At 70.5% G+C, this 18,109-nt stretch carries 18 protein-coding genes, 1 tRNA gene and 1 pseudogene; 14 read left to right on the forward strand and 6 right to left on the reverse strand.

Going from position 1 to position 18,109, the window contains the following annotated elements:
• Nucleotides 1-18 precede the first annotated feature (18 nt).
• The gene (locus ACYQ78_RS23280; RefSeq protein WP_459803006.1) at nucleotides 19-1,074 is read left to right on the forward strand and encodes an L-dopachrome tautomerase-related protein; all 1,056 of its coding nucleotides are present in this window, start codon (nucleotides 19-21) and stop codon (nucleotides 1,072-1,074) included.
• Nucleotides 1,075-1,412: 338 nt separating this feature from the next.
• Here ACYQ78_RS23280 and ACYQ78_RS23285 read toward each other — a convergent pair.
• Nucleotides 1,413-1,485 (reverse strand) — tRNA-Ala (locus ACYQ78_RS23285).
• A 361-nt stretch (nucleotides 1,486-1,846) separates the two neighbouring features.
• Complete coding sequence (locus ACYQ78_RS23290; RefSeq protein ID WP_459803007.1) at nucleotides 1,847-2,281, reverse strand: rhodanese-like domain-containing protein; 435 nt, start codon at nucleotides 2,279-2,281, stop codon at nucleotides 1,847-1,849.
• A 71-nt stretch (nucleotides 2,282-2,352) separates the two neighbouring features.
• Here ACYQ78_RS23290 and ACYQ78_RS23295 point away from each other — a divergent pair.
• Nucleotides 2,353-3,288: pseudogene (locus tag ACYQ78_RS23295) on the forward strand (helix-turn-helix domain-containing protein); the annotation flags it as partial.
• Nucleotides 3,289-3,391: 103 nt separating this feature from the next.
• A complete protein-coding gene (locus ACYQ78_RS23300; protein ID WP_459803008.1) occupies nucleotides 3,392-3,511 on the forward strand; it encodes a hypothetical protein in 120 nt (39 codons plus the stop codon).
• Here the strand turns inward: ACYQ78_RS23300 and ACYQ78_RS23305 are convergent.
• Nucleotides 3,465-3,809 (reverse strand): STAS domain-containing protein, encoded by a 345-nt coding sequence (locus tag ACYQ78_RS23305; RefSeq protein WP_459803009.1) that lies wholly within the window; start codon nucleotides 3,807-3,809, stop codon nucleotides 3,465-3,467. The genes ACYQ78_RS23300 and ACYQ78_RS23305 overlap by 47 nt on opposite strands.
• 134 nt (nucleotides 3,810-3,943) lie before the next feature.
• Between ACYQ78_RS23305 and ACYQ78_RS23310 the strand changes: the two genes are divergently transcribed.
• From ACYQ78_RS23310 to ACYQ78_RS23335, 6 genes are read left to right on the forward strand one after another with little or no spacing between them, the layout of a single operon-like run.
• Nucleotides 3,944-4,783, forward strand: a complete 840-nt coding sequence (locus ACYQ78_RS23310) for an STAS domain-containing protein (RefSeq protein ID WP_459803010.1) — start codon at nucleotides 3,944-3,946, stop codon at nucleotides 4,781-4,783.
• On the forward strand, nucleotides 4,783-5,148 hold the full coding sequence (locus ACYQ78_RS23315) for an STAS domain-containing protein (RefSeq protein WP_459803376.1): 366 nt from the start codon (nucleotides 4,783-4,785) through the stop codon (nucleotides 5,146-5,148). Before ACYQ78_RS23310 ends, ACYQ78_RS23315 begins: the two co-directional genes overlap by 1 nt.
• Complete coding sequence (locus tag ACYQ78_RS23320; RefSeq protein ID WP_459803011.1) at nucleotides 5,145-5,543, forward strand: ATP-binding protein; 399 nt, start codon at nucleotides 5,145-5,147, stop codon at nucleotides 5,541-5,543. Before ACYQ78_RS23315 ends, ACYQ78_RS23320 begins: the two co-directional genes overlap by 4 nt.
• Nucleotides 5,531-6,493 (forward strand): ATP-binding protein, encoded by a 963-nt coding sequence (locus tag ACYQ78_RS23325; protein WP_459803012.1) that lies wholly within the window; start codon nucleotides 5,531-5,533, stop codon nucleotides 6,491-6,493. The genes ACYQ78_RS23320 and ACYQ78_RS23325 overlap by 13 nt, the downstream gene beginning before the upstream one ends.
• Nucleotides 6,490-8,130: an ATP-binding response regulator gene (locus ACYQ78_RS23330; protein WP_459803013.1), complete on the forward strand. Its 1,641-nt coding sequence runs from the start codon at nucleotides 6,490-6,492 to the stop codon at nucleotides 8,128-8,130. Before ACYQ78_RS23325 ends, ACYQ78_RS23330 begins: the two co-directional genes overlap by 4 nt.
• Nucleotides 8,123-9,664, forward strand: a complete 1,542-nt coding sequence (locus ACYQ78_RS23335; protein ID WP_459803014.1) for a SpoIIE family protein phosphatase — start codon at nucleotides 8,123-8,125, stop codon at nucleotides 9,662-9,664. Before ACYQ78_RS23330 ends, ACYQ78_RS23335 begins: the two co-directional genes overlap by 8 nt.
• Here the strand turns inward: ACYQ78_RS23335 and ACYQ78_RS23340 are convergent.
• Nucleotides 9,619-10,608, reverse strand: a complete 990-nt coding sequence (locus ACYQ78_RS23340; protein WP_459803015.1) for a GlxA family transcriptional regulator — start codon at nucleotides 10,606-10,608, stop codon at nucleotides 9,619-9,621. The two genes, ACYQ78_RS23335 and ACYQ78_RS23340, sit on opposite strands and share 46 nt — an antisense overlap.
• A gap of 71 nt (nucleotides 10,609-10,679) precedes the next feature.
• Between ACYQ78_RS23340 and ACYQ78_RS23345 the strand changes: the two genes are divergently transcribed.
• The gene (locus tag ACYQ78_RS23345; protein WP_459803016.1) at nucleotides 10,680-11,954 is read left to right on the forward strand and encodes an MFS transporter; all 1,275 of its coding nucleotides are present in this window, start codon (nucleotides 10,680-10,682) and stop codon (nucleotides 11,952-11,954) included.
• Complete coding sequence (locus tag ACYQ78_RS23350; protein ID WP_459803017.1) at nucleotides 11,951-12,643, forward strand: peptidyl-tRNA hydrolase; 693 nt, start codon at nucleotides 11,951-11,953, stop codon at nucleotides 12,641-12,643. Before ACYQ78_RS23345 ends, ACYQ78_RS23350 begins: the two co-directional genes overlap by 4 nt.
• On the opposite strand, the gene ACYQ78_RS23355 is transcribed toward ACYQ78_RS23350, so the two are convergent.
• Nucleotides 12,640-13,626 (reverse strand): DUF3616 domain-containing protein, encoded by a 987-nt coding sequence (locus ACYQ78_RS23355; RefSeq protein ID WP_459803018.1) that lies wholly within the window; start codon nucleotides 13,624-13,626, stop codon nucleotides 12,640-12,642. The two genes, ACYQ78_RS23350 and ACYQ78_RS23355, sit on opposite strands and share 4 nt — an antisense overlap.
• A gap of 86 nt (nucleotides 13,627-13,712) precedes the next feature.
• Between ACYQ78_RS23355 and ACYQ78_RS23360 the strand changes: the two genes are divergently transcribed.
• The 3 genes from ACYQ78_RS23360 to ftsH are packed head-to-tail and all read left to right on the forward strand — an operon-like array spanning nucleotide 13,713 to nucleotide 17,160.
• Nucleotides 13,713-14,630, forward strand: a complete 918-nt coding sequence (locus tag ACYQ78_RS23360) for a hypothetical protein (protein WP_459803019.1) — start codon at nucleotides 13,713-13,715, stop codon at nucleotides 14,628-14,630.
• 54 nt (nucleotides 14,631-14,684) lie between these two features.
• Nucleotides 14,685-15,179: a DUF1269 domain-containing protein gene (locus tag ACYQ78_RS23365; protein ID WP_459803020.1), complete on the forward strand. Its 495-nt coding sequence runs from the start codon at nucleotides 14,685-14,687 to the stop codon at nucleotides 15,177-15,179.
• A 31-nt stretch (nucleotides 15,180-15,210) separates the two neighbouring features.
• Nucleotides 15,211-17,160: an ATP-dependent zinc metalloprotease FtsH gene (gene ftsH / locus ACYQ78_RS23370; protein WP_459803021.1), complete on the forward strand. Its 1,950-nt coding sequence runs from the start codon at nucleotides 15,211-15,213 to the stop codon at nucleotides 17,158-17,160.
• On the opposite strand, the gene ACYQ78_RS23375 is transcribed toward ftsH, so the two are convergent.
• The gene (locus ACYQ78_RS23375; RefSeq protein WP_459803022.1) at nucleotides 17,130-17,921 is read right to left on the reverse strand and encodes a CPBP family glutamic-type intramembrane protease; all 792 of its coding nucleotides are present in this window, start codon (nucleotides 17,919-17,921) and stop codon (nucleotides 17,130-17,132) included. The genes ftsH and ACYQ78_RS23375 overlap by 31 nt on opposite strands.
• Nucleotides 17,922-18,109: the final 188 nt, after the last annotated feature.

Genomic DNA, 18,109 nt, shown 5'->3' on the forward strand with positions numbered 1-18,109 from the left:
TCCAGGAAGGGGAAGATCATGTCTTCGGGAACATCCGCCTCCCCGCTCGGCAGCTGGGTGGCCACCGACTACGAGGTCGTCGCCGTGTTCGGCGAACCGATGCCGACCGGCGTGACCGTGACCGACGAAGGCCGCCTGTTCGTCTCCTTCCCGAGGTGGGGCGACGACGTGCCCTTCACCGTCGCGGAGGTCGTCAAGGGCGAGGCGGTGCCCTATCCCGATCTCGCGTTCAACACGGGCACTCTGGTGTCGGTGCAGAGCGTCATCACCGACCCAGAAGGTCACGTGTGGCTGCTCGACACGGGCAGCCTCGCCTTCGAGCCATGGCTGGAGAACGGCCCGAAACTGGTCGAGGTCGACCCCGCCACCGACCGGGTCGTCCGGGTCATCCCGCTCGATCCCGCCGTGGCCACCCGCGCGACCTACCTCAACGACGTGCGCTTCGACTTCTCGCGGGGATCGAGCGGATACGCGTACATGACCGACTGCGCGCCCGAAGGCGCGCTGATCGTGGTCGACCTGGCCACCGGAGAAACCTGGGCCAGGCTCCGCGGCCATGAGAGCACGTCGGCGGTCCCGGGGTTCCGCGCGATCGTGCAGGGCGTCGTCCGCGAGAACTACCGGGTCGGCGTGGACGGCATCGCGCTGAGCGCCGACGGCTCCCGCCTGTTCTACTGCCCGCTGTCCAGCAGACGCCTGTACAGCGTCGCGACCGACGCCCTGCTCGACCGCTCCCTGACCGACGAGCAGGTCGCGGCCACGGTCGCCGACCTGGGCGACAAGGGCGCCTCCGACGGCCTGGAATCCGACGCCGAAGGTGCCGTGTACGCGACCGCCTACGAGCACAGCGCCGTCGTCAGACGCGACCCCGACGGCCACTGGTCGACGATCCTGCACGCCCCGGCCCTGCTCTGGCCCGACACCCTGGCATTGGCGAACGACGGTTTCCTGTACGTCAGCGTGAACCAACTGCCGCGGACCCCGCTCTTCAACGACGGCACCGACACAAGGGTGCCGCCCTACCAGGTCATCCGGATCGACGTGGAAGCCCACCCCATCCGCCTGGGTGGGTGACCCGCGCGGCGTCGGACAAGTGATCGGTCAGCCGAAGCCGATGGCCGCCGGCTAGGCGAAGCCGTAACGAAAAATGGATCAAACGAGCGAAGCGAGAGGCAGCCCGAGCGAAGCGAGGCCTGTCCAGGGAGCGCGAGGGGCGGAGCCCCTGGCAAGGAGCGAGAGCGACCCGGAGCGACAGCGACGCAGGGCCGCAAAGCGGCCGGGGGAGCGCGAGGGGGCGAAAGCCCTCTCGTATCGGGGGGTTCCGGGGGGTCGTCCCCCCGGGGTGTGGAATGGCGAATGGCCCGCGGCAGGTGCCCCAAAGGGGCAACAACCACGGGCCATCCATTCACCAGTGGAGCTATGGGGATTCGAACCCCAGACCCCCTCCATGCCATGGAGGTGCGCTACCAGCTGCGCTATAGCCCCGAAGGTGTGAGAGAAGTCTATCGGACGGAGAGGGGTGCCCGTGACGTCGAACGCCCCCCGCCAGCGCTCCTAGTCACCGGCAAGTCGGGACCAAGTCCCCTCCCGCATGCTCTACCCATGCCCGCCCAAGCCCCACAGCCCATGGAAAGCGAAGGGAGCCGGGCCCGAAAGTCTCCCGCGGGGCCGGTTCGGCACTCATACTCCACCGTCCCCGCGGGCCTCCACCAAGAACAGGAAGCGAAAGCCATGTCCATCAGAACCCGCCTGGCGAAAGCCGCGACGATCTTCCACACCCGCCCTGCAGACCCCGACCGCCCCCGCCACGACCACCCCCATGCCCCGCATTGGACCTTCGGCAGCCTCAGATGACGGGACCGGTGAGCGCATCAACCGACAGGCGCCGAACGGTCCCGTCCCCGAGTTCGACCGCCAGCCCTTCCCGCGCCCAGTACTCGAACCCGCCGATCATCTCCTTGACCCGGTACCCGAGCCGGGCGAACGCCGCCCCACCCTGCTGGGCCCCGTTGCACCCGGGCCCCCAGCAGTAGACGACGACGGTCTGCTCAAACGGCAGGGTCGTACCGGGAATCTCGGAGATCGGAATGTGGACGGCACCCGGCACATGCCCCTGGTCCCAGCTCTCCCGGCTCCGTACATCGACGACGACCACGCCGGGGGCGCCGTCGGCGAGGTCGCGGGAGACGTCGGACACGTCGGTCTCGACGGCCAGCCGGGCCGTGAAGTGGGCGAACGCGACGGAGGGGGAGGCGGCGGGGGTACGCAGAATCGCTGACATGCCCCCAAGCCTGACCGAGCCGTCCCAAGAGGAGCAGTGGCGGAAACGCCCCCTTCCGCTAAGATTCCGCCATGCCCCACCACGTCGCGGTCCTCGCCTTCGAGGGCATGGCGCCGTTCGAGCTCGGCTGCGTCGTCGAGATCTTCAGGGTCGCGCGACCCGACAAGACCGATTGGTACGACCTCACCGTCTGCGCCGAAACCCCAGGCCCGCTCAACGTGGTCGGCGGCTTCACGATGACCCCCTCCCACGGCCTCGGCGCCTTCGCCACGGCCGACACGATCGTCATCCCGGGCGTCCGGGACGTCCGGCAGGAGATCTCCCCGGCGCTCGTCGAGGCACTCGCGGCCGCTCATCGCAGGAAGGCGCGGGTCGTCTCGATCTGCTCCGGTGCGTTCGCGCTGGCCGCCGCCGGGCTGCTCGACGGCCGCGCCGCGACCACCCACTGGCGGTACGCCCCTCTGCTCAAGGCCCGCTTCCCCGCGGTCACGGTCACCCCCGATGTCCTGTACGTCGACCACGGCGACGTCCTGACCAGCGCCGGCAGCGCGGCGGGGCTCGACCTGCTCCTCCACCTGGTCAGAACCGACCACGGCCCGACGATCGCCAACACGGTGGCCCGGCGCCTGGTCATCGCCCCGCACCGGGAGGGCGGTCAGGCCCAGTTCATCGAGACGCCGGTCACCCCGACCGAGGAGGACGCCGTCGGCCGGGCCATGGAGTGGGCGCTGGCGCGGCTGGCCACCCCGATGACGGTCCGGGAGATGGCGCGCCGGGCGGCGATGTCGGAGCGTTCGTTCCTGCGCCACTTCGCCAGGAAGTCGGGGACGAGCCCGCTCAGATGGCTGATCGCCCAGCGGGTGGCCGCCAGTCTCCCGCTGCTGGAGGGGACCACGACCCCGGTCGAGGAGATCGCCACCGTCTGCGGCTTCGACAGTCCGGTGACCTTCCGCCACCATTTCACCCGCGCGATGAAGACCTCGCCCTCGGCGTACAGGAGGGCGTTCCAGGAACGGGGCCTACCTGCGGATATTCAGGGCAGGGGCCGTACACATGAAGCGAATATTCCAGCTGTTCGTCACGAAGTGGTTGTCGAAAACCCCGTGGGGCATGGCTCTGCTCGGGGCGGGGTGGTTCGTCACCCGGCGGCGGCGCAAGGCGCGGGAGGAGCAGGAGGCCGCGCTCAGGCGGGGCCGCCGGCGACCGCCTCGGCGGGCGAGTCGTAGATAGGGATGTGGTCGGCCAGGCCGACCAGTTCCATCACCTTGCGCGGTGAGGGGCGGGGGCCGCTCAGCGCGATGCTGCCGCCGTTGGTCTGCGTGTGGTGGAGGGCGTCGAGGAGCACGCGGATGCCCGCGCTGTCCATGAACGACATCTCGGCCAGGTCGAAGACCAGATGAGCCGAGATCTCCTGGGCCCGCACGACCGCGTCGTGCAACTGCCCGGTGGTGGTGGCGTCGACGTCTCCGGCCACGGTGATCACGGCGTAGGCCTCGAACGAGGCCACGTGAACCCGGAGGTTTTCCATGATCTCCCTCTGTTCGTAACGGCATAAGACCTACCACAGGAGAGGCTCTACTCAGAAACATGTCGCAGTCTCGGTGACTTCTCTAGGGTGGGGGTCGCGAAATACTGCGAATCCGGTACGACTTGGGGGGCTGTATGACCTCGGAAGCCTTCGGTGACCTGATCGAGAGATGCCGGGCGGCGGAGGGCGATCTCGTCGGCCTGTGGCGTGCCGATGTGGCCGCCTCGTTGCGCGGGCGGGTGTCGGAGATCGAGCTCGACAAGGAGCTCCGCGATCTTCTCGACGCCGTGTTGTCGGCCGTGGGTTCCGACCACGGGGGTGACACCGGATCGTCGGCCTATGGTGAGGTGCGGGCGCTGCTGGTCGACCTGTCCCGGGCGCGGGCTCTGCAGGGGTTCAGCCCGCGTGAGACGGCGATCAGTGTCTTCGCCCTGAAGCGGGCGGTGCGGGCGTCGGTCGGCTCGGGTCCCGAGTTCGACGCCTTCTCCGACGTGATCGACGAGCTCGGGCTGTTCACCTTCGAGACCTATGCGAAGGCCCGCGAAGAGGTGATCTCCAACCAGGCCGAGCAGCTGCTCGAACTGGCCACTCCGGTGGTCAAGCTCTGGAACGGCGTCGTGGCGCTGCCGCTGGTCGGCACGCTCGACTCGGCCCGCGCCCAGGTCGTGATGGAGAAGCTGCTGCAGACGCTGGTCGACACCGGCAGCGAATACGCGATCATCGACATCACCGGGGTCCCGGCGGTCGACACGCAGGTCGCGCAGCATCTCCTCAAGACGATCGTGGCGGCCCGGCTGATGGGCGCCCAGTGCATCATCTCCGGCATCCGGCCGCAGATCGCGCAGACGATCGTCGCCCTCGGCATCGAGTTCGGCGACATCCCCACCAAGTCGACGCTGGCCGACGCGCTCATGCTGGCCCTGGGCCGCAGCGGCGTCGACATCGCGGCCGAGATGTCCAAGCGCGGTCTGTGATGGAGCGTCTCCCGATCCTGAAGATCGGCCAGATGCTGCTGGTCTCGATCCAGGTCGACCTGCGCGACGACATGGTGATCGCCCTCCAGGAGGACCTGGCCGAGCGGATCGTCGACACCGGCGCCCGGGGCGTCGTGATCGACATCACCGCCCTCGACATCGTCGACTCGTTCACCGGCCGGATGCTGGCCACGATCGCCGCGCTGTCGCGGGTCCTCGACGCCGAGACGGTCGTCGTGGGCATGCGCCCGGCGGTCGCGATCACTCTGGTCGAGCTCGGCCTGTCGCTCGACGGGATCAAGACGGCCCTCGACGTGGAGCGCGGCATGCGCCTGCTGAGCTCGGGCGGCGGCGTGGGTCGATGACCGCCCAGGAGCTCCCCATCGCGGGCGACGCCGACGTCGTGCGGGTCCGCCAGGCGGTCAGGGCGGCGGCCGTGGCGGCGAAGCTGTCCCTGGTCGACCAGACCAAACTGGTCACCGCGGCCAGCGAACTGGCGCGCAACACGCTCACCTACGGCGGAGGTGGGAGCGCTGTCATCGAAGAGGTGTTCAACGGGCTGCGCAAGGGCGTGAAGGCGGTCTTCAGCGACAAGGGGCCGGGCATCCCCGACGTCCAGCTCGCGTTGAGCGACGGCTACACGAGCGGGTCGGGCATGGGCCTCGGGCTGGGCGGTTCGCGCCGGCTGGTCGACGAGTTCACGATCGACACCGCGCCGGGCGACGGAACCACCGTGACGGTGATCAAGTGGGCCCGCTGACCGACGTCTGGATCGACGTCACAGAGGAGAGCGCGGTCGGCGCGGTCCGCCGCGCGGCCGTCGACCGGGCCAGGGCGGCCGGGCTGACCGAGCAGCGGATCGCCGAGGCCGCCATCGTGGCGGCCGAACTGGCCACCAACGTGCACCGGCACGCAGGCAGTGGCCGGATCCTGGTCCGCCGGGGCGTGGCCTACATCGAGATCGTGGCGGTCGACTCCGGCCCGGGGTTCGAACCGCCGCCGTCCGAGGGGCTGTCGACCCGGGGCGGCCTGGGCATCGGCCTGGGGGCCATCGACCGCCTGTCCGACTGGTCCGACGTCTATTCACGGCCGGACGCGGGCACGGTCTCGGCCGTACGCATCGGCGACCCCGACCCCGTCGACATCGCGGGCATCACCCGGCCGATGCCGGGAGAAGACGTGGGCGGCGACGGTTTCGCGTCCCGTACCGACGAAGGAAAGATCACCCTGATGGTCTGCGACGGGCTCGGGCACGGGCCGCTGGCCGCCTCGGCGGCGAGCGCGGCGATCCGGGCCTTCGAAGACGCCCCCGCCGGGCCGCCCGCGCAGTTCGTCAAGTACATCCACGGCGAGGTCTCCCACACCCGGGGCCTGGCCCTGGCCATCGCCCAGGCCGCGGGCGACACCCTCACCTTCGCGGGGCTGGGGAACATCGCGGCGACCGTCGTCGACCGCGGCGACCACCGCGGGCTGATCTCCCTGCCGGGCATCGCCGGGCACCGCGCGGCCACCATCCGGCAGTACGACTACCCGCTCGCGCCCGGGGCACTGCTCGTCATGCACACCGACGGCCTGCGGCAGCGCTGGACCTTCGGCGACTACCCGGGCCTGTTCTTCCGCCGGTCCCTGGTGATCGCCGGGACCCTCCTGAGAGATCTGGGGGTCCGCCGTGACGACGCCGGGGTGCTCGTCGCGAGGATGCCGTCATGACCTCGGGCGAGCTGCTGTCGATGGAGGTCAGGGGTGAGGGCGACGTGTTCACACTGCGGCAGCGCGCCCGCGCGGTGGCCGGGGCGGCCGGGCTCGACCAGCAAGACCAGGTGCGCCTGGCGACCGCGCTCAGCGAGGTCGGCCGGGAGGTGCTCAATCAGGCCGGAGGCGCGAGAATAGCCTTCTCCATCGAGGGTTCGCTGCGCGTCAGGGTCCGCGGGTTCCGGCCGCTCAGCCCCGACGCCCCCGGCTTCGCGGCGGCGGGCAGACTGGTCGACGAGATCTCACGCGAGGGGGAGGACGTCATCCTGAGCAAGGGGTTGCCCCCCGGCCGCTACACCGGCGAGTGGCTCCGCGACCTGCGCACCCACCTGGCCGGGCTGGCCAAGACGAGCCCGCTCGACGAACTGCGCGCCCAGAACCAAGACCTGATGGCCGCCCTCGAAGACGTCCAGGCGCAGCGCGACGAGCTGGAGGAGACCAACCGGGGCGTGATGGCCCTCTACACCCAGCTGTCGGAGGAGCTCGAACGCACCAACCAGGGCGTGGTGGCCCTCTACGCCGAGCTGGAGGACAAGTCGGCCCGGCTGCGCGAGGCCAGCGAGGCCAAGACCCGCTTCCTGGCCAACGTCAGCCATGAGCTGCGCGCCCCGGCCAGCTCGATCCTGGGCCTGGCCCGCATGCTGCTCGACCTCGGCGAGCCGCTCGCCGACGACAAGCGCCACCAGGCCGAGCTGATCCGCGAGTCGGGCCGCGACCTGCTCAACCTCGTCAACGAGCTGCTCGACCTGGCCAAGGCCGAGTCGGGCCGCCTCGAACCCGAGGTCGTCGACGTCTCGCTGCGGAGCCTGCTGCGCCGGCTCAGGGAGACGCTGCGGCCGATGGCCCGTGAGGGCGTCGAGCTGGTCGTCGACGACCCCGACGGCGTGGAGATCCTGCAGACCGACGAGCTGATGCTCACCCACGTGCTGCGCAACCTGCTCACCAACGGCCTGAAGTTCACCCAGCGCGGCGAGGTCAGGGTCGGTGCCCACGCCGACGGCGACCACGTCGTGCTGCGGGTCGCCGACACCGGCATCGGCATCCCCGCCGACGAGATCGAGCGCATCTTCGAGGAGTTCCACCAGATCAGGAGCCCGATCCAGGCCTCGGTGACCGGCACCGGCCTGGGCCTGCCCTACGCCCGGAGCCTGGTCGCCATCCTCGGCGGAGAGATGACGGTGCGCAGCGTGGTGGGCGAGGGCACGGTCTTCGAGGTGCGCCTCCCGCGCCTCGACCGCATCCACGTGGGGCGGGTCGTCATCGCCGACGACGATCCCGCGTTCCGGACCATGATGCGCGGTCTCCTCCACGGCGTCGCCGACGAGATCGAGGAGGCCGTCGACGGCTACGCCGCCCTCGCGGCCGTCCGGCGGGAGCTTCCCGACCTGCTCCTGCTCGACCTGCGGATGCCCGGGATGACGGGTGAGGAGGTCGTCGGGGAGCTGCGCGCCGACCCCGCGACCGCCGCCCTGCCGGTCATCGTGGTCACCTCGGCCGACACGGGCGGAATCGACGGCGTGGCCCTCGACAAGTCACGCCTGACCCGGGGCGAGCTGCTCCGGGCGGTCGGTGAGATCGGAAAACGCGATGCCTGAACGCATCCTCGTCGTCGACGACATCAGCGCCAACCGCTACGTGATCTCCAGCTGGCTCCAGCACTCGGGCTACGCCGTCGTCGAGGCCGCCACCGGCGCCGAGGCGCTCACCCAGGTCAAGGAGTCGCTGCCCGACCTGGTCCTGCTCGACGTCCGCATGCCCGACATGGACGGCTTCGAGGTGTGCGAGCGGATCAAGGCCGATCCGGTCAGCGCGTCCGTGCCGGTGATCCACCTGACCGCCTCGGCGGTCGGGGTCGGCGACCGGACGCAGGGGCTCGAACGCGGCGCCGACGCCTACCTCATCGAACCGGTCGAGCCCGAGGTGCTGCTGGCGACGGTCAACGCGACCCTGCGCTACGCCCGCGCCCGGCGTCAGGCCGAGCGGCTGGCGGGGCGGCTGGCCGGGCTGGCCGACGTCACGCTGGCCATCAACACGGCCGGAGACCTCGACGAACTGCTCGGCGCGGCGGCCGGCGGCGCGGCCCGGATCTTCGGCGGACCGGCGACCGTGTTCGCGCCGACCGAGACCGGCAGCCGCTACGTCAGGTTCGACCGCGACGAGACGACGGCGGGGAACTCGCCCCTGCTCGATCCCGGCGGGGTCCCGCGCGGGCCGTCGATGCGGACCACCCCCGGGTCCGACTGGGCCGGGGTGCTGGCGCAGTCGGTGGTGTCCGGCGAGGTGAAGGCCGCGCTGGCGCGGGTGCAGGGGCGGCCGCCCGTCGGGGTGCTCGTCGCGGCGTCGCTGGCCTACGGCGACGACGACGGCCACGTGCTCAGCCAGCTCTCGATGGTCGTGGCGCTCGCGGTCGAGGCGCTGCAGTCGATCGACGAGGAGCGGCGCATCGCGCTCACCCTCCAGCGGGCCCTGCTGCCCCGGTCGCTGCCGTCGGTGGAAGGCGTGCAGCTGGCCGCCCGCTACGTCCCGGCGAGTGCGAAGGCCGAGATCGGCGGCGACTTCTACGAGGTCATCGAGCTCGACGGCAAGCTGCTGGTGGCGATCGGCGACGTCATGGGCCACTCGCTGCACGCCGCGACCGTGATGGCCGAGATCCGCCACGCCGTGCGCGCCTACGCCAGCGAGGGCCATCCGCTCGACGAGATCCTGCGGCAGGTCAACCGGCTGATGCTGCGGTTCCTGCCGCGCGAGCTGGCCACGGTGGCGCTGCTGCTGCTCACCCCGGAGACCGGCGAGATCGTGATGTGCAACGCGGGGCACCTGCCGCCGCTGCTGGTCTCGGGCTCACACGTCGAATATCTGAGCATGCCCGGCCCGCTGCTCGGCGCCCGCCTGCACCGGCCCGGTGAGGCGCGGTTCACCCTCGCCCCGGGCGAGAGCCTGGTGCTGGTCACCGACGGGCTGGTGGAGCGGCGCGACCTGACCCTCCAAGAGGGCATGGCGTCGCTGAAGGAGCTGTCGGCGACCGTCGAAGACGATCTTGAGGCCTACTGCGACCGGGTGATCGGCGCGATGATGCGCCCCGATCACGAAGACGACGTCGCGCTCGTGGTGCTGCGCAGGGCGGCCTGAGGCCGGAAGGTCTGCCGGTAGGCGATGGGGGAGACGCCCACCGCGGCGTGCAGGTGCTGGCGCAGCGACACGGCGGTGCCGAACCCGGCCTGCCGGGCCACCTCGTCGACCGCGAGACCCGTCGTCTCCAGCAGGTGGCGGGCGTGCTCGACGCGCTGCCGGTTGAGCCAGCGGGCCGGCGACAGGCCGGTCTCCTCGCGGAAGCGCCGGGTGAAGGTCCGCACGCTCATGCGGGCGTGGGTGGCCAGCGCGTTGAGGTCGAGCGGTTCGCCCAGACGGGTCAGCATCCAGGCCCGGGTCGATTCGGTGGACGCGCCCTGCGCGGGCGGCAGCGGGCGTTCGATGAACTGGGCCTGGCCGCCCTCCCGGAACGGCGCGGTCACGCAGCGGCGGGCCACCCGGTTGGCGATCTCGGTGCCGAAGTCCGACCGGATGATGTGCAGGGCCAGATCGGTGCCGGCCGCCACGCCCGCCGAGGTGAGGATGTCGCCGTCGTCGACGAACAGCACGTCGGGGTTGAGCAGCACCTCGGGGAACAGCCGCCGGAAGCGGCGCGCGTTGCGCCAGTGGGTGGTGGCCGGACGCCCGTCGAGCAGCCCGGCGGCGCCCAGCACGAAAGCGCCGGTGCAGATCGACACGATCCGCCCCTTGAACGCGGTCAGGGCGGCGGCGACCTCGGGATCGAGCTCCCCGTCGAACGGCGGCCCGCCGTGCACGCCCGGGATGACCACCGTCTCGGCCCACTCCAGCAGCGACAGGTCGTGGTCGGGCACGATCGCGTAGCCCGCCGAGCAGCGGACCGGGAGCCCGCCGGGGGTGCAGGTCCGCACGTCGTAGAGCCTGGTGCGGTCGGCGTCTTCGGCGATGCCGAAGAACTGGCCGGGGACGCCGGCGTCCATGGTCGCGAAGTCGTCGAGCACCAGCATGGCCATACGGTGGGGCATGGCCCGATTCTTTCATATGTTGGCTTTCAGGCCACTGGTGGGGATATGGCCTGCTCGGAAGGATGTCGCACATGACCATAACCCGGGGGGTGACCCGGCCCGCGCGCGTGCACCGGGCCTGGATCGTGGGCGGCGTCGCCCTGATCGCCATCATCGGCGCGGCCGGATTCCGGGCCACGCCCGGTGTCATGATCACACCGTTGCAGGACGAGTTCGGCTGGTCCCGCGGCACGATCGGCTTCGCCGTCTCGGTCAACCTCATGTTCTACGGCCTGACCGCGCCCTTCGCCGCCGCGCTGATGGACCGGTTCGGCATGCGCAGGGTCGTCACCCTCGCGCTCGCGCTGGTCGCGATCGGCAGCGGCGTGACCGTGTTCATGGACGCGAGCTGGCAGCTCGTCCTCTGCTGGGGCGTGCTCGTCGGGCTCGGCACCGGGTCGATGGCGCTGGTCTTCGCCGCGACGCTGACCCAGCGGTGGTTCGTGCGCAGCCGGGGCCTGGTGACCGGCATCCTGACCGCGGGAGGCGCGACCGGGCAGCTCATCTTCCTGCCGGTGCTCGCGCTGCTCGTCGAGTCGACCGGCTGGCGGGCCGCCTCGCTGGTGGTGGCGGCCTGCGCGCTGGCGGTGGTCCCGCTGGTCTGGTTCCTGATCCGCGACCACCCCGCCGACGTCGGTCTCCTCCCGTACGGCGCCACCGAACCCCTGCCGCCCGCCGCCCCCGCCACGGTCGGGCCGGCCACGCGCGCGATCAGGGCGCTGCGCGACGCCGCCCGGACCAGGTCGTTCTGGTACCTGGCGGGCGGGTTCGCCATCTGCGGCGCGTCCACCAACGGCCTGGTCGGCACCCACTTCATCCCGGCCGCCCACGACCACGGCATGGCCGAACCGGTCGCGGCCTCGCTCCTGGCGATCATCGGGATCTTCGACATCGCCGGGACGATCTTCTCCGGCTGGCTGAGCGACCGTGTCGACGCGAGAGTGCTGCTGGGCGTCTACTACGCCCTGCGGGGCGCGTCGCTGCTGATCCTGCCCCAGCTGTTCAGCGACTCCGCGCACCCCAGCATGATCGTCTTCATCGTCTTCTACGGCCTCGACTGGGTCGCCACCGTCCCCCCGACGGTCGCGCTCTGCCGCAAGATCTACGGCGACGACGGCCCGATCGTGTTCGGCTGGGTCTTCGCCTCCCACCAGATCGGCGCCGCCTTCGCGGCCACCCTGGCCGGGGTGACCCGCGACCACCTCGGCACCTATGACCTCGCCTGGTACGTTTCGGGCGGACTTTGCGCACTGGCGGCCATCATGTCAATACGGATCGCGCGCGGGGCTGGCAGTATTGGCCGGTGAGCCAATACGTGCTGCCGCTGGTGGTCCGGATCGAGCGGGCCACCCCGCCACGACGCACCGACGCGCTCGAGGCCGCCGCGCTGGCCGTCCTGCGCATGGTCAACGACCCCCGGTCCGACGGCGAGGGCGAGTGGGCCGAGGCGGTGCGCGGCTGGGAGAGGCACGGCATCCGCAAGGTCGTCCGCCGGGCCCGCGGCGCCGAATGGACCCGCGTGCTCGGCCTGCCCGGTGAGACCGTCTCCGCCGGAACCGCCCAGGTGCGGGTCCACCCGCCGATCCCGCTCGACGGCTGGCCCAAAGACCTGTCGCGGCTGCAGGTCTCCGGCACCGACCTGGAGGACCCCGAGCCGCCGGGCAGCCCCGGGGCGCACTGCGTGCTGTGGATCAACCCCCACCTGGAGATGACGGCGGGCAAGGCGATGGCCCAGGCGGGCCACGCGGCCCAGCTGGCCTGGTGGGCGACCCCGCCGTCCGACCGGGCGGAGTGGCGGGAGACGGGCCTGGCGACCTCGGTCCGCACGGCCAGCGCCCACGACTGGGCCAAACTGGTCGAGACCGACCTCCCGGCGGTCCGCGACGCGGGTTTCACCGAGATCGAACCGGGCTCCGTCACCGTGATCGCCACCGCCCCGTGGCTGGCCGAAGACGGCTACCGCCCGCCGGGCTCGGGCCCGCTGCGCAACCCCTAGATCGTCAGGACGTCGGCCCAGACCCCGTCGGGGGTCAGGCGCTGAGGCGACGGGCTGTCGTGGACGATCATCAGCTGGCCGTTGCTCAACAGGGCCAATCCCTCTGGACGGTCATCGCGCACCCCCGTCGACAGATCGGCGACGTGGATCGGCTGGTCGCCGAAGCCGTTCCCCGGGGTCCAGCGGACGATCTTCACCGGGCCGTCGTGGGTCATGGTCGGGCCCGCCAGGATCAGGATCTCGTCGCCCACCGGGCACAGGTCGCGGATGCCGAGGCCGTCGAGGTCGACGAAATGGGTGCGGTAACGCGCGTCGCCGACCGGGGCGAAGCGCAGGCGCTCGTCGTGGTGGGGATCGGGTTCGGGGTGGATCTCCAGGATGACCGCCCAGCCGCGCAGCACCGGGCCGCGCAACCCGACGAAGACGCGCTCGCCGATGACCGCGATGCCCTCGATGTCGAAGCCGTTGTCCTTGCCGGGCAGGCGCAGGAACGGCGCCAGGTGGGGGTCGTGCTCCAGCATGTCGGACAGGTTCCGGCCGGGGCCGCTCAGGATCGCGGCATGCCTGGAGCCGTCTCTCCGCACGGGGACGGGCAGGCCGTCGCGGTCGACGAGAGGGAGACGTACGAGAACGAAGCGGTTCTCCTCCCTGACCACGGTGGCCAGACGCTTCCTGGCCTTCTCGCCGTTCTGACCCGGTTTGACGCGCTTGCGCTTCAGGCTGTGGGAGCCGACCGCCCAGAGCCAGCCGCCCGTGCGGGCCAGGCCCTCGATGTCGGCCTCCTCGTCGGGCCCGGCCGGGAGGTCGACGAAATCGGCCAGCTGGAAGGTCTGATGATCTTGGAAGGCGCCGTCGCGCCACGTGAGTCGTTCGACCCCCGCCCACTCGTCTCCGGCCACCCAGAGGCACCGGCCGTCCTGCCGGACAGCGGAAAGATCGTGATGGATCGCCGATCCCGGGGCGAACCGGAGCTCTACCTGCACCCAGTCATTATGAGGCGCAAACCTCGTTCCCGAAGTGTGATGACTACCGCACCCGAATTGCCGTGATTTGCCGTACGCTCACCGACGTGTCACCAGGGGACTATGGGACGAAGGCCGTTCCTTCGTACGTCGCGGCGGAAGCGGAGACCAGTCCGTTACCGAAGATCACGATCCAGGAGCCTCCGCCGCCTCCGTCGACGAAGGGCCTGAGCGACCTGCCGATGCGGCTCGTCTACCGGACCGCCGCAGTCGTCACCGTGATCGCAGCCGTGGGTGTCGTGACCGCAGCCGTCGTGGTGACCAGGAACGACACAGGTCAGGCGGCCGTAGCAGCCCCCAAGAGCGCCCCTCCGGTGACCCCGCCCCCCACGGTCGCCTCGACGACCCCCTCCCCGGTCCAGCCGAGCCCGAGCCCGTCCCCCTCGGTCAGCCCGCTCTCCACCGCGATGACCGACGCGCTCGACGACCCCCGGATCCCCAAGCTCCCCGGTGACCAGGAGAAACTGAAGACCTTCGCGGGCAAGAGCGCCAAGACGCGCGGCTCGATCAAAGACCAGCGCTCCGGGGTGTCCTTCCCCCGCTTCGCCGGTGACTGGGACCTGGCCTCCGCCTCGCCGTTCGCCTCGCGCCAGCAGCTGCCCAAGGTCAAGGGTTCGGCCTACCGGGGCATGCTGGTCTCCTGCCCGGTGCCGATCGAGGTGCAGGACGACCTGAAGGACACCGCCTTCCTGGCCGCCCGGTGGACGCTCAACCACCACCCGGCCGGCGCCACGATCAAGTGGACCGCCGCCGACTACACCTCGATCGACGACCGTCCGGCCTGGGTGCTCGGCTTCGACGTCAACTACACGATCAAGGGCGACAAGCGGAAGTCGACCGCCGCGATGGCGCTGGTGGACGTTCCCGAGGGCAAGCCCGCGCTGGTGTTCATCACCGTGCCGGACGCCCAGAAGAAGAGCTATCGCGACATCAATACCGTAATCGACAAGATCAAGGTGCTTTGACCCAGTCTGATCTGGGGAAATACCCCCCATCTGGACTTCGGGGGGAGCTCCATCATGGCTACGCTGATCGCCATCGCGTATGACGACCTCGGTACCGCCGTACAGGTCAGGGACAAGCTGTTCGAGTTGCAGAACGAGCACCTGATCACGCTCACCGACGCCGCGATCGTCGAGCACACGGCCGAAGGCAAGATCAAGATGAAGCCGGCCGTGAATCTGGCCGCCACCGGCGCGGCGGGCGGCGCCCTGTGGGGCGGCCTGATCGGCCTGATCTTCTTCATGCCGCTGGTCGGCGCGGCCGTCGGCGCCGCGACCGGCGCCCTGGTCGGCTCCAAGACCGACATCGGCGTCGACGACAAGTTCATGAAGGACGTCGCCGAGGGCCTCAAGCCGGGCGGCGCCGCGCTGTTCCTGCTCGTCGAGGACAGCACCCGCGACAAGGTGCTGCCGCAGATCGCGCCCATGGGCGGCCGCATCATCCACACGTCGCTGTCGCAGGAGGCGGAGAACCAGCTCAAGGAGGCCATCGAGGCGGCCCGGCACCACTAACCACGTCCACCTGACACGAGGAGAAGGCGACGTGGGTGAGCCGCCGAACGACTTCCGGGAGGGGGACCGCGACCGTCCGGACAGCCGTCCCGAGAAGGACAAGGACGGGGACGAGACGAAACCCTGGCGGGCCGAGGGCCTGCCCCCGCCGAAGCCGAACCGCCCCAAGATCAACTGGTGGCGGTTCGCGCTCACGATGGCGATCACCTATGCCGCCTTCTTCGTCATCAGCTCGTTCTTCGACGGCACACCCGTGCGGACGATCTCCTACACCGAGTTCATCCGCCAGGTGAACAGCGGGAACGTCAAGGACATCTACGCCACCGGCATGTCCATCCAGGGCGACCTGAAGAAGGCCCAGCCGATCCCCGGCGACAAGGAGAAGGACACCTTCACCAAGTTCGCCACCGTCATCCCGGTCTTCGCCAACCAGGACCAGATCTCCCAGCAGCTCGCCCAGCAGAACGTGATCGTCCAGGCCGAGGCCACCACCGACCAGCGCGGCACGTTCTGGAACCTGGTGCTGTCCCTGCTGCCCGTCCTGCTGCTGGCGGCCGTGTGGATCTGGCTGATGCGCCGGGCCGGCAGCATGATGGGCGGCGGCGGGGGCCTCGGCGGCATCGGCCGCAACCGCGCCGCCAAGCCGGTGGAGAGCGGCAAGGTCCGCGTCGACTTCTCCGACGTGGCCGGCATCGACGAGGTCGAGAACGAGCTCATCGAGATCGTCGACTACCTGAAGGAACCCGGGAAGTACCGCCGCCTGGGCGCGAAGCTCCCGAAGGGCGTGCTGCTCACCGGCCCGCCGGGAACGGGCAAGACCCTGCTGGCCAGGGCGGTCGCGGGCGAGGCCAGCGTGCCGTTCTTCTCGGCCAGCGCCTCGGAGTTCATCGAGATGATCGTCGGCGTCGGCGCCTCCCGCGTGCGGGAACTGTTCGACGAGGCCAGGAAGGTCGCCCCGTCGATCGTCTTCATCGACGAGATCGACGCGATCGGCCGTACCCGGGGAGCCTCGACGATAGGGGGTCACGACGAACGCGAGCAGACCCTCAACCAGGTCCTCACCGAGATGGACGGCTTCACCGGCAACGAGGGCGTCATCGTCATCGCCGCCACCAACCGCCCGGAGGTCCTGGACGCCGCGCTGCTGCGACCGGGCCGCTTCGACCGCAACATCGTCGTCGCGCCCCCCGACCAGCAGGGCCGCGTCGCGATCCTGCGCGTCCACACCAGGGGAGTCCCGCTGTCCCCGGCCGTGCAGCTGCCCGCCATCGCCAAGAGCACCCCGGGTATGACGGGCGCCGATTTGGCGAACCTGGTGAACGAGGCGGCTTTGCTCGCCGCCCGCCGTGGCCACAACGTGGTCAGCCCCGCCGACTTCGCCGACGCTTTGGAGAAACTCCAGCTCGGTACGGCCCGCGCCATCGTGATGCCGGAGGAGGAACGCACCCGTACCGCCTACCACGAGGCGGGCCACGCCCTCCTGGGCATGCTGCTCCCCGGCGCCGACCCGGTCAGGAAGATCTCCATCATCCCCCGAGGCCGTGCCCTCGGGGTGACCCTGTCGACGCCCGACGACGACAGATACGCCTACGACGAGCGCTACCTGCGCGGCCGCATCACCGGAGCCCTGGGCGGAATGGCGGCCGAACAGGTCGTCTTCGGCCTCGTGACCACCGGAGCGGAGAACGACCTGGAACAGGTCACCTCGATCGCGAGGGGGATGGTCGGCCGCTGGGGCATGTCCCCGTTGATCGGCCCGTTGACCATCCTCCCGACCGAGGGCCCGCCCCAGGCGGCGTCCGCGACGCTGGCCTCCGTCGACGAGGAGGCCCGCAGAATCGTGGACGAGTGCTACATGGAGGCCCAGCGCCTCATCACCGACAACCGCCACCGCCTGGAGGGCATCGTCGCCGCGCTGCTCGACCAGGAGACCCTCGACGAGGCCGACGCCTACGCGGCCGCCGGACTGAGCCGCGACTGACGCCACCACCTCGACGTGAGCGCGACCGCGACCGCCAGCCCGGCGGTCGTCAGCACCCCGCCCTCACCGAGCAGCCAGGGAGAGTGAGGCTGCGTCATGGCCTGGCCGACGAAGTAGGTCCCGGCGTTGAGCGTGGCGTGCATGACGAGCACCGGCCAGATCGACCCGGTCCGGAGCCGCAACCACACGAGCGGAAACGCCAGCACAATGGTCTGCAGGGTGAACCAGAGCAGTGCGTAGGCGAGCGGCACGCCGGGGTCGACCGCCCCCTGCACGAACACCATCAACGGGACATGGAACAGCGCCCACGCGACCCCGACGACGACCGCGACGACATCGGCCGAGTGCCGCTCCCCGAGCCGCGTGGCGAGGAACGAACTCCACCCGAGCTGCTCCCCGAGCGCCAGCACCAGATAGGGCACCAGCCCCGGCCCGAGCCCGACGACGACGGTGAGCAGCGGCGGCATGGCCAGCCCTTCGGCCCCGAACCGGGCCAGCCCGGTGAGCCACGCGATGCCATAGGCGAGCCCGAGCCCGACGACCGGGATCGCCCAGGCCTGCAACAGCGTTCCCCACCGGACCTTGGCGAAGCCCCAGGGGAACCCGCGCGTCCGGAAGGCGACGGCGGCTGCGACGGCCGGTGCGAGTGCCTGACTGTAGAGGGCGATCTGTACGGATATCGGCGCTTCTCCGATGTGGTCGAGATCGGCCCCTCGGGAGACGGCATAGGCGACGGCGGGGAGCACGAGTATGGGCAGCACGAGAGCGAACGTGGCAATCTGCCGGGAGGTATCGGTCTTCACGGTGACGAGTCGACTCGTCCGGCGGTCCCGCGCACATGAACGGGGAGTCCCCTAGGAGTCCTGACAGAGCTAGCGGCTTCCGCTGAACGGCCACGAAGTCTCAGATCCCAAGGCGCGCAGGTCACTGAGCTACAGATCGCCGGGCT

Source organism: Herbidospora sp. RD11066 (genome assembly GCF_054661255.1).

Coding starts and splice junctions, on each gene's coding strand:
- ACYQ78_RS23280 (WP_459803006.1), top strand. CDS start 19: ATGTCTTCGGGAACATCCGCCTCCCCGCTCGGCAGCTGGGTGGCCACC.
- ACYQ78_RS23290 (WP_459803007.1), bottom strand. CDS start 2,281: ATGTCAGCGATTCTGCGTACCCCCGCCGCCTCCCCCTCCGTCGCGTTC.
- ACYQ78_RS23300 (WP_459803008.1), top strand. CDS start 3,392: ATGGCTCTGCTCGGGGCGGGGTGGTTCGTCACCCGGCGGCGGCGCAAG.
- ACYQ78_RS23305 (WP_459803009.1), bottom strand. CDS start 3,809: ATGGAAAACCTCCGGGTTCACGTGGCCTCGTTCGAGGCCTACGCCGTG.
- ACYQ78_RS23310 (WP_459803010.1), top strand. CDS start 3,944: ATGACCTCGGAAGCCTTCGGTGACCTGATCGAGAGATGCCGGGCGGCG.
- ACYQ78_RS23315 (WP_459803376.1), top strand. CDS start 4,783: ATGGAGCGTCTCCCGATCCTGAAGATCGGCCAGATGCTGCTGGTCTCG.
- ACYQ78_RS23320 (WP_459803011.1), top strand. CDS start 5,145: ATGACCGCCCAGGAGCTCCCCATCGCGGGCGACGCCGACGTCGTGCGG.
- ACYQ78_RS23330 (WP_459803013.1), top strand. CDS start 6,490: ATGACCTCGGGCGAGCTGCTGTCGATGGAGGTCAGGGGTGAGGGCGAC.
- ACYQ78_RS23335 (WP_459803014.1), top strand. CDS start 8,123: ATGCCTGAACGCATCCTCGTCGTCGACGACATCAGCGCCAACCGCTAC.
- ACYQ78_RS23340 (WP_459803015.1), bottom strand. CDS start 10,608: ATGCCCCACCGTATGGCCATGCTGGTGCTCGACGACTTCGCGACCATG.
- ACYQ78_RS23345 (WP_459803016.1), top strand. CDS start 10,680: ATGACCATAACCCGGGGGGTGACCCGGCCCGCGCGCGTGCACCGGGCC.
- ACYQ78_RS23365 (WP_459803020.1), top strand. CDS start 14,685: ATGGCTACGCTGATCGCCATCGCGTATGACGACCTCGGTACCGCCGTA.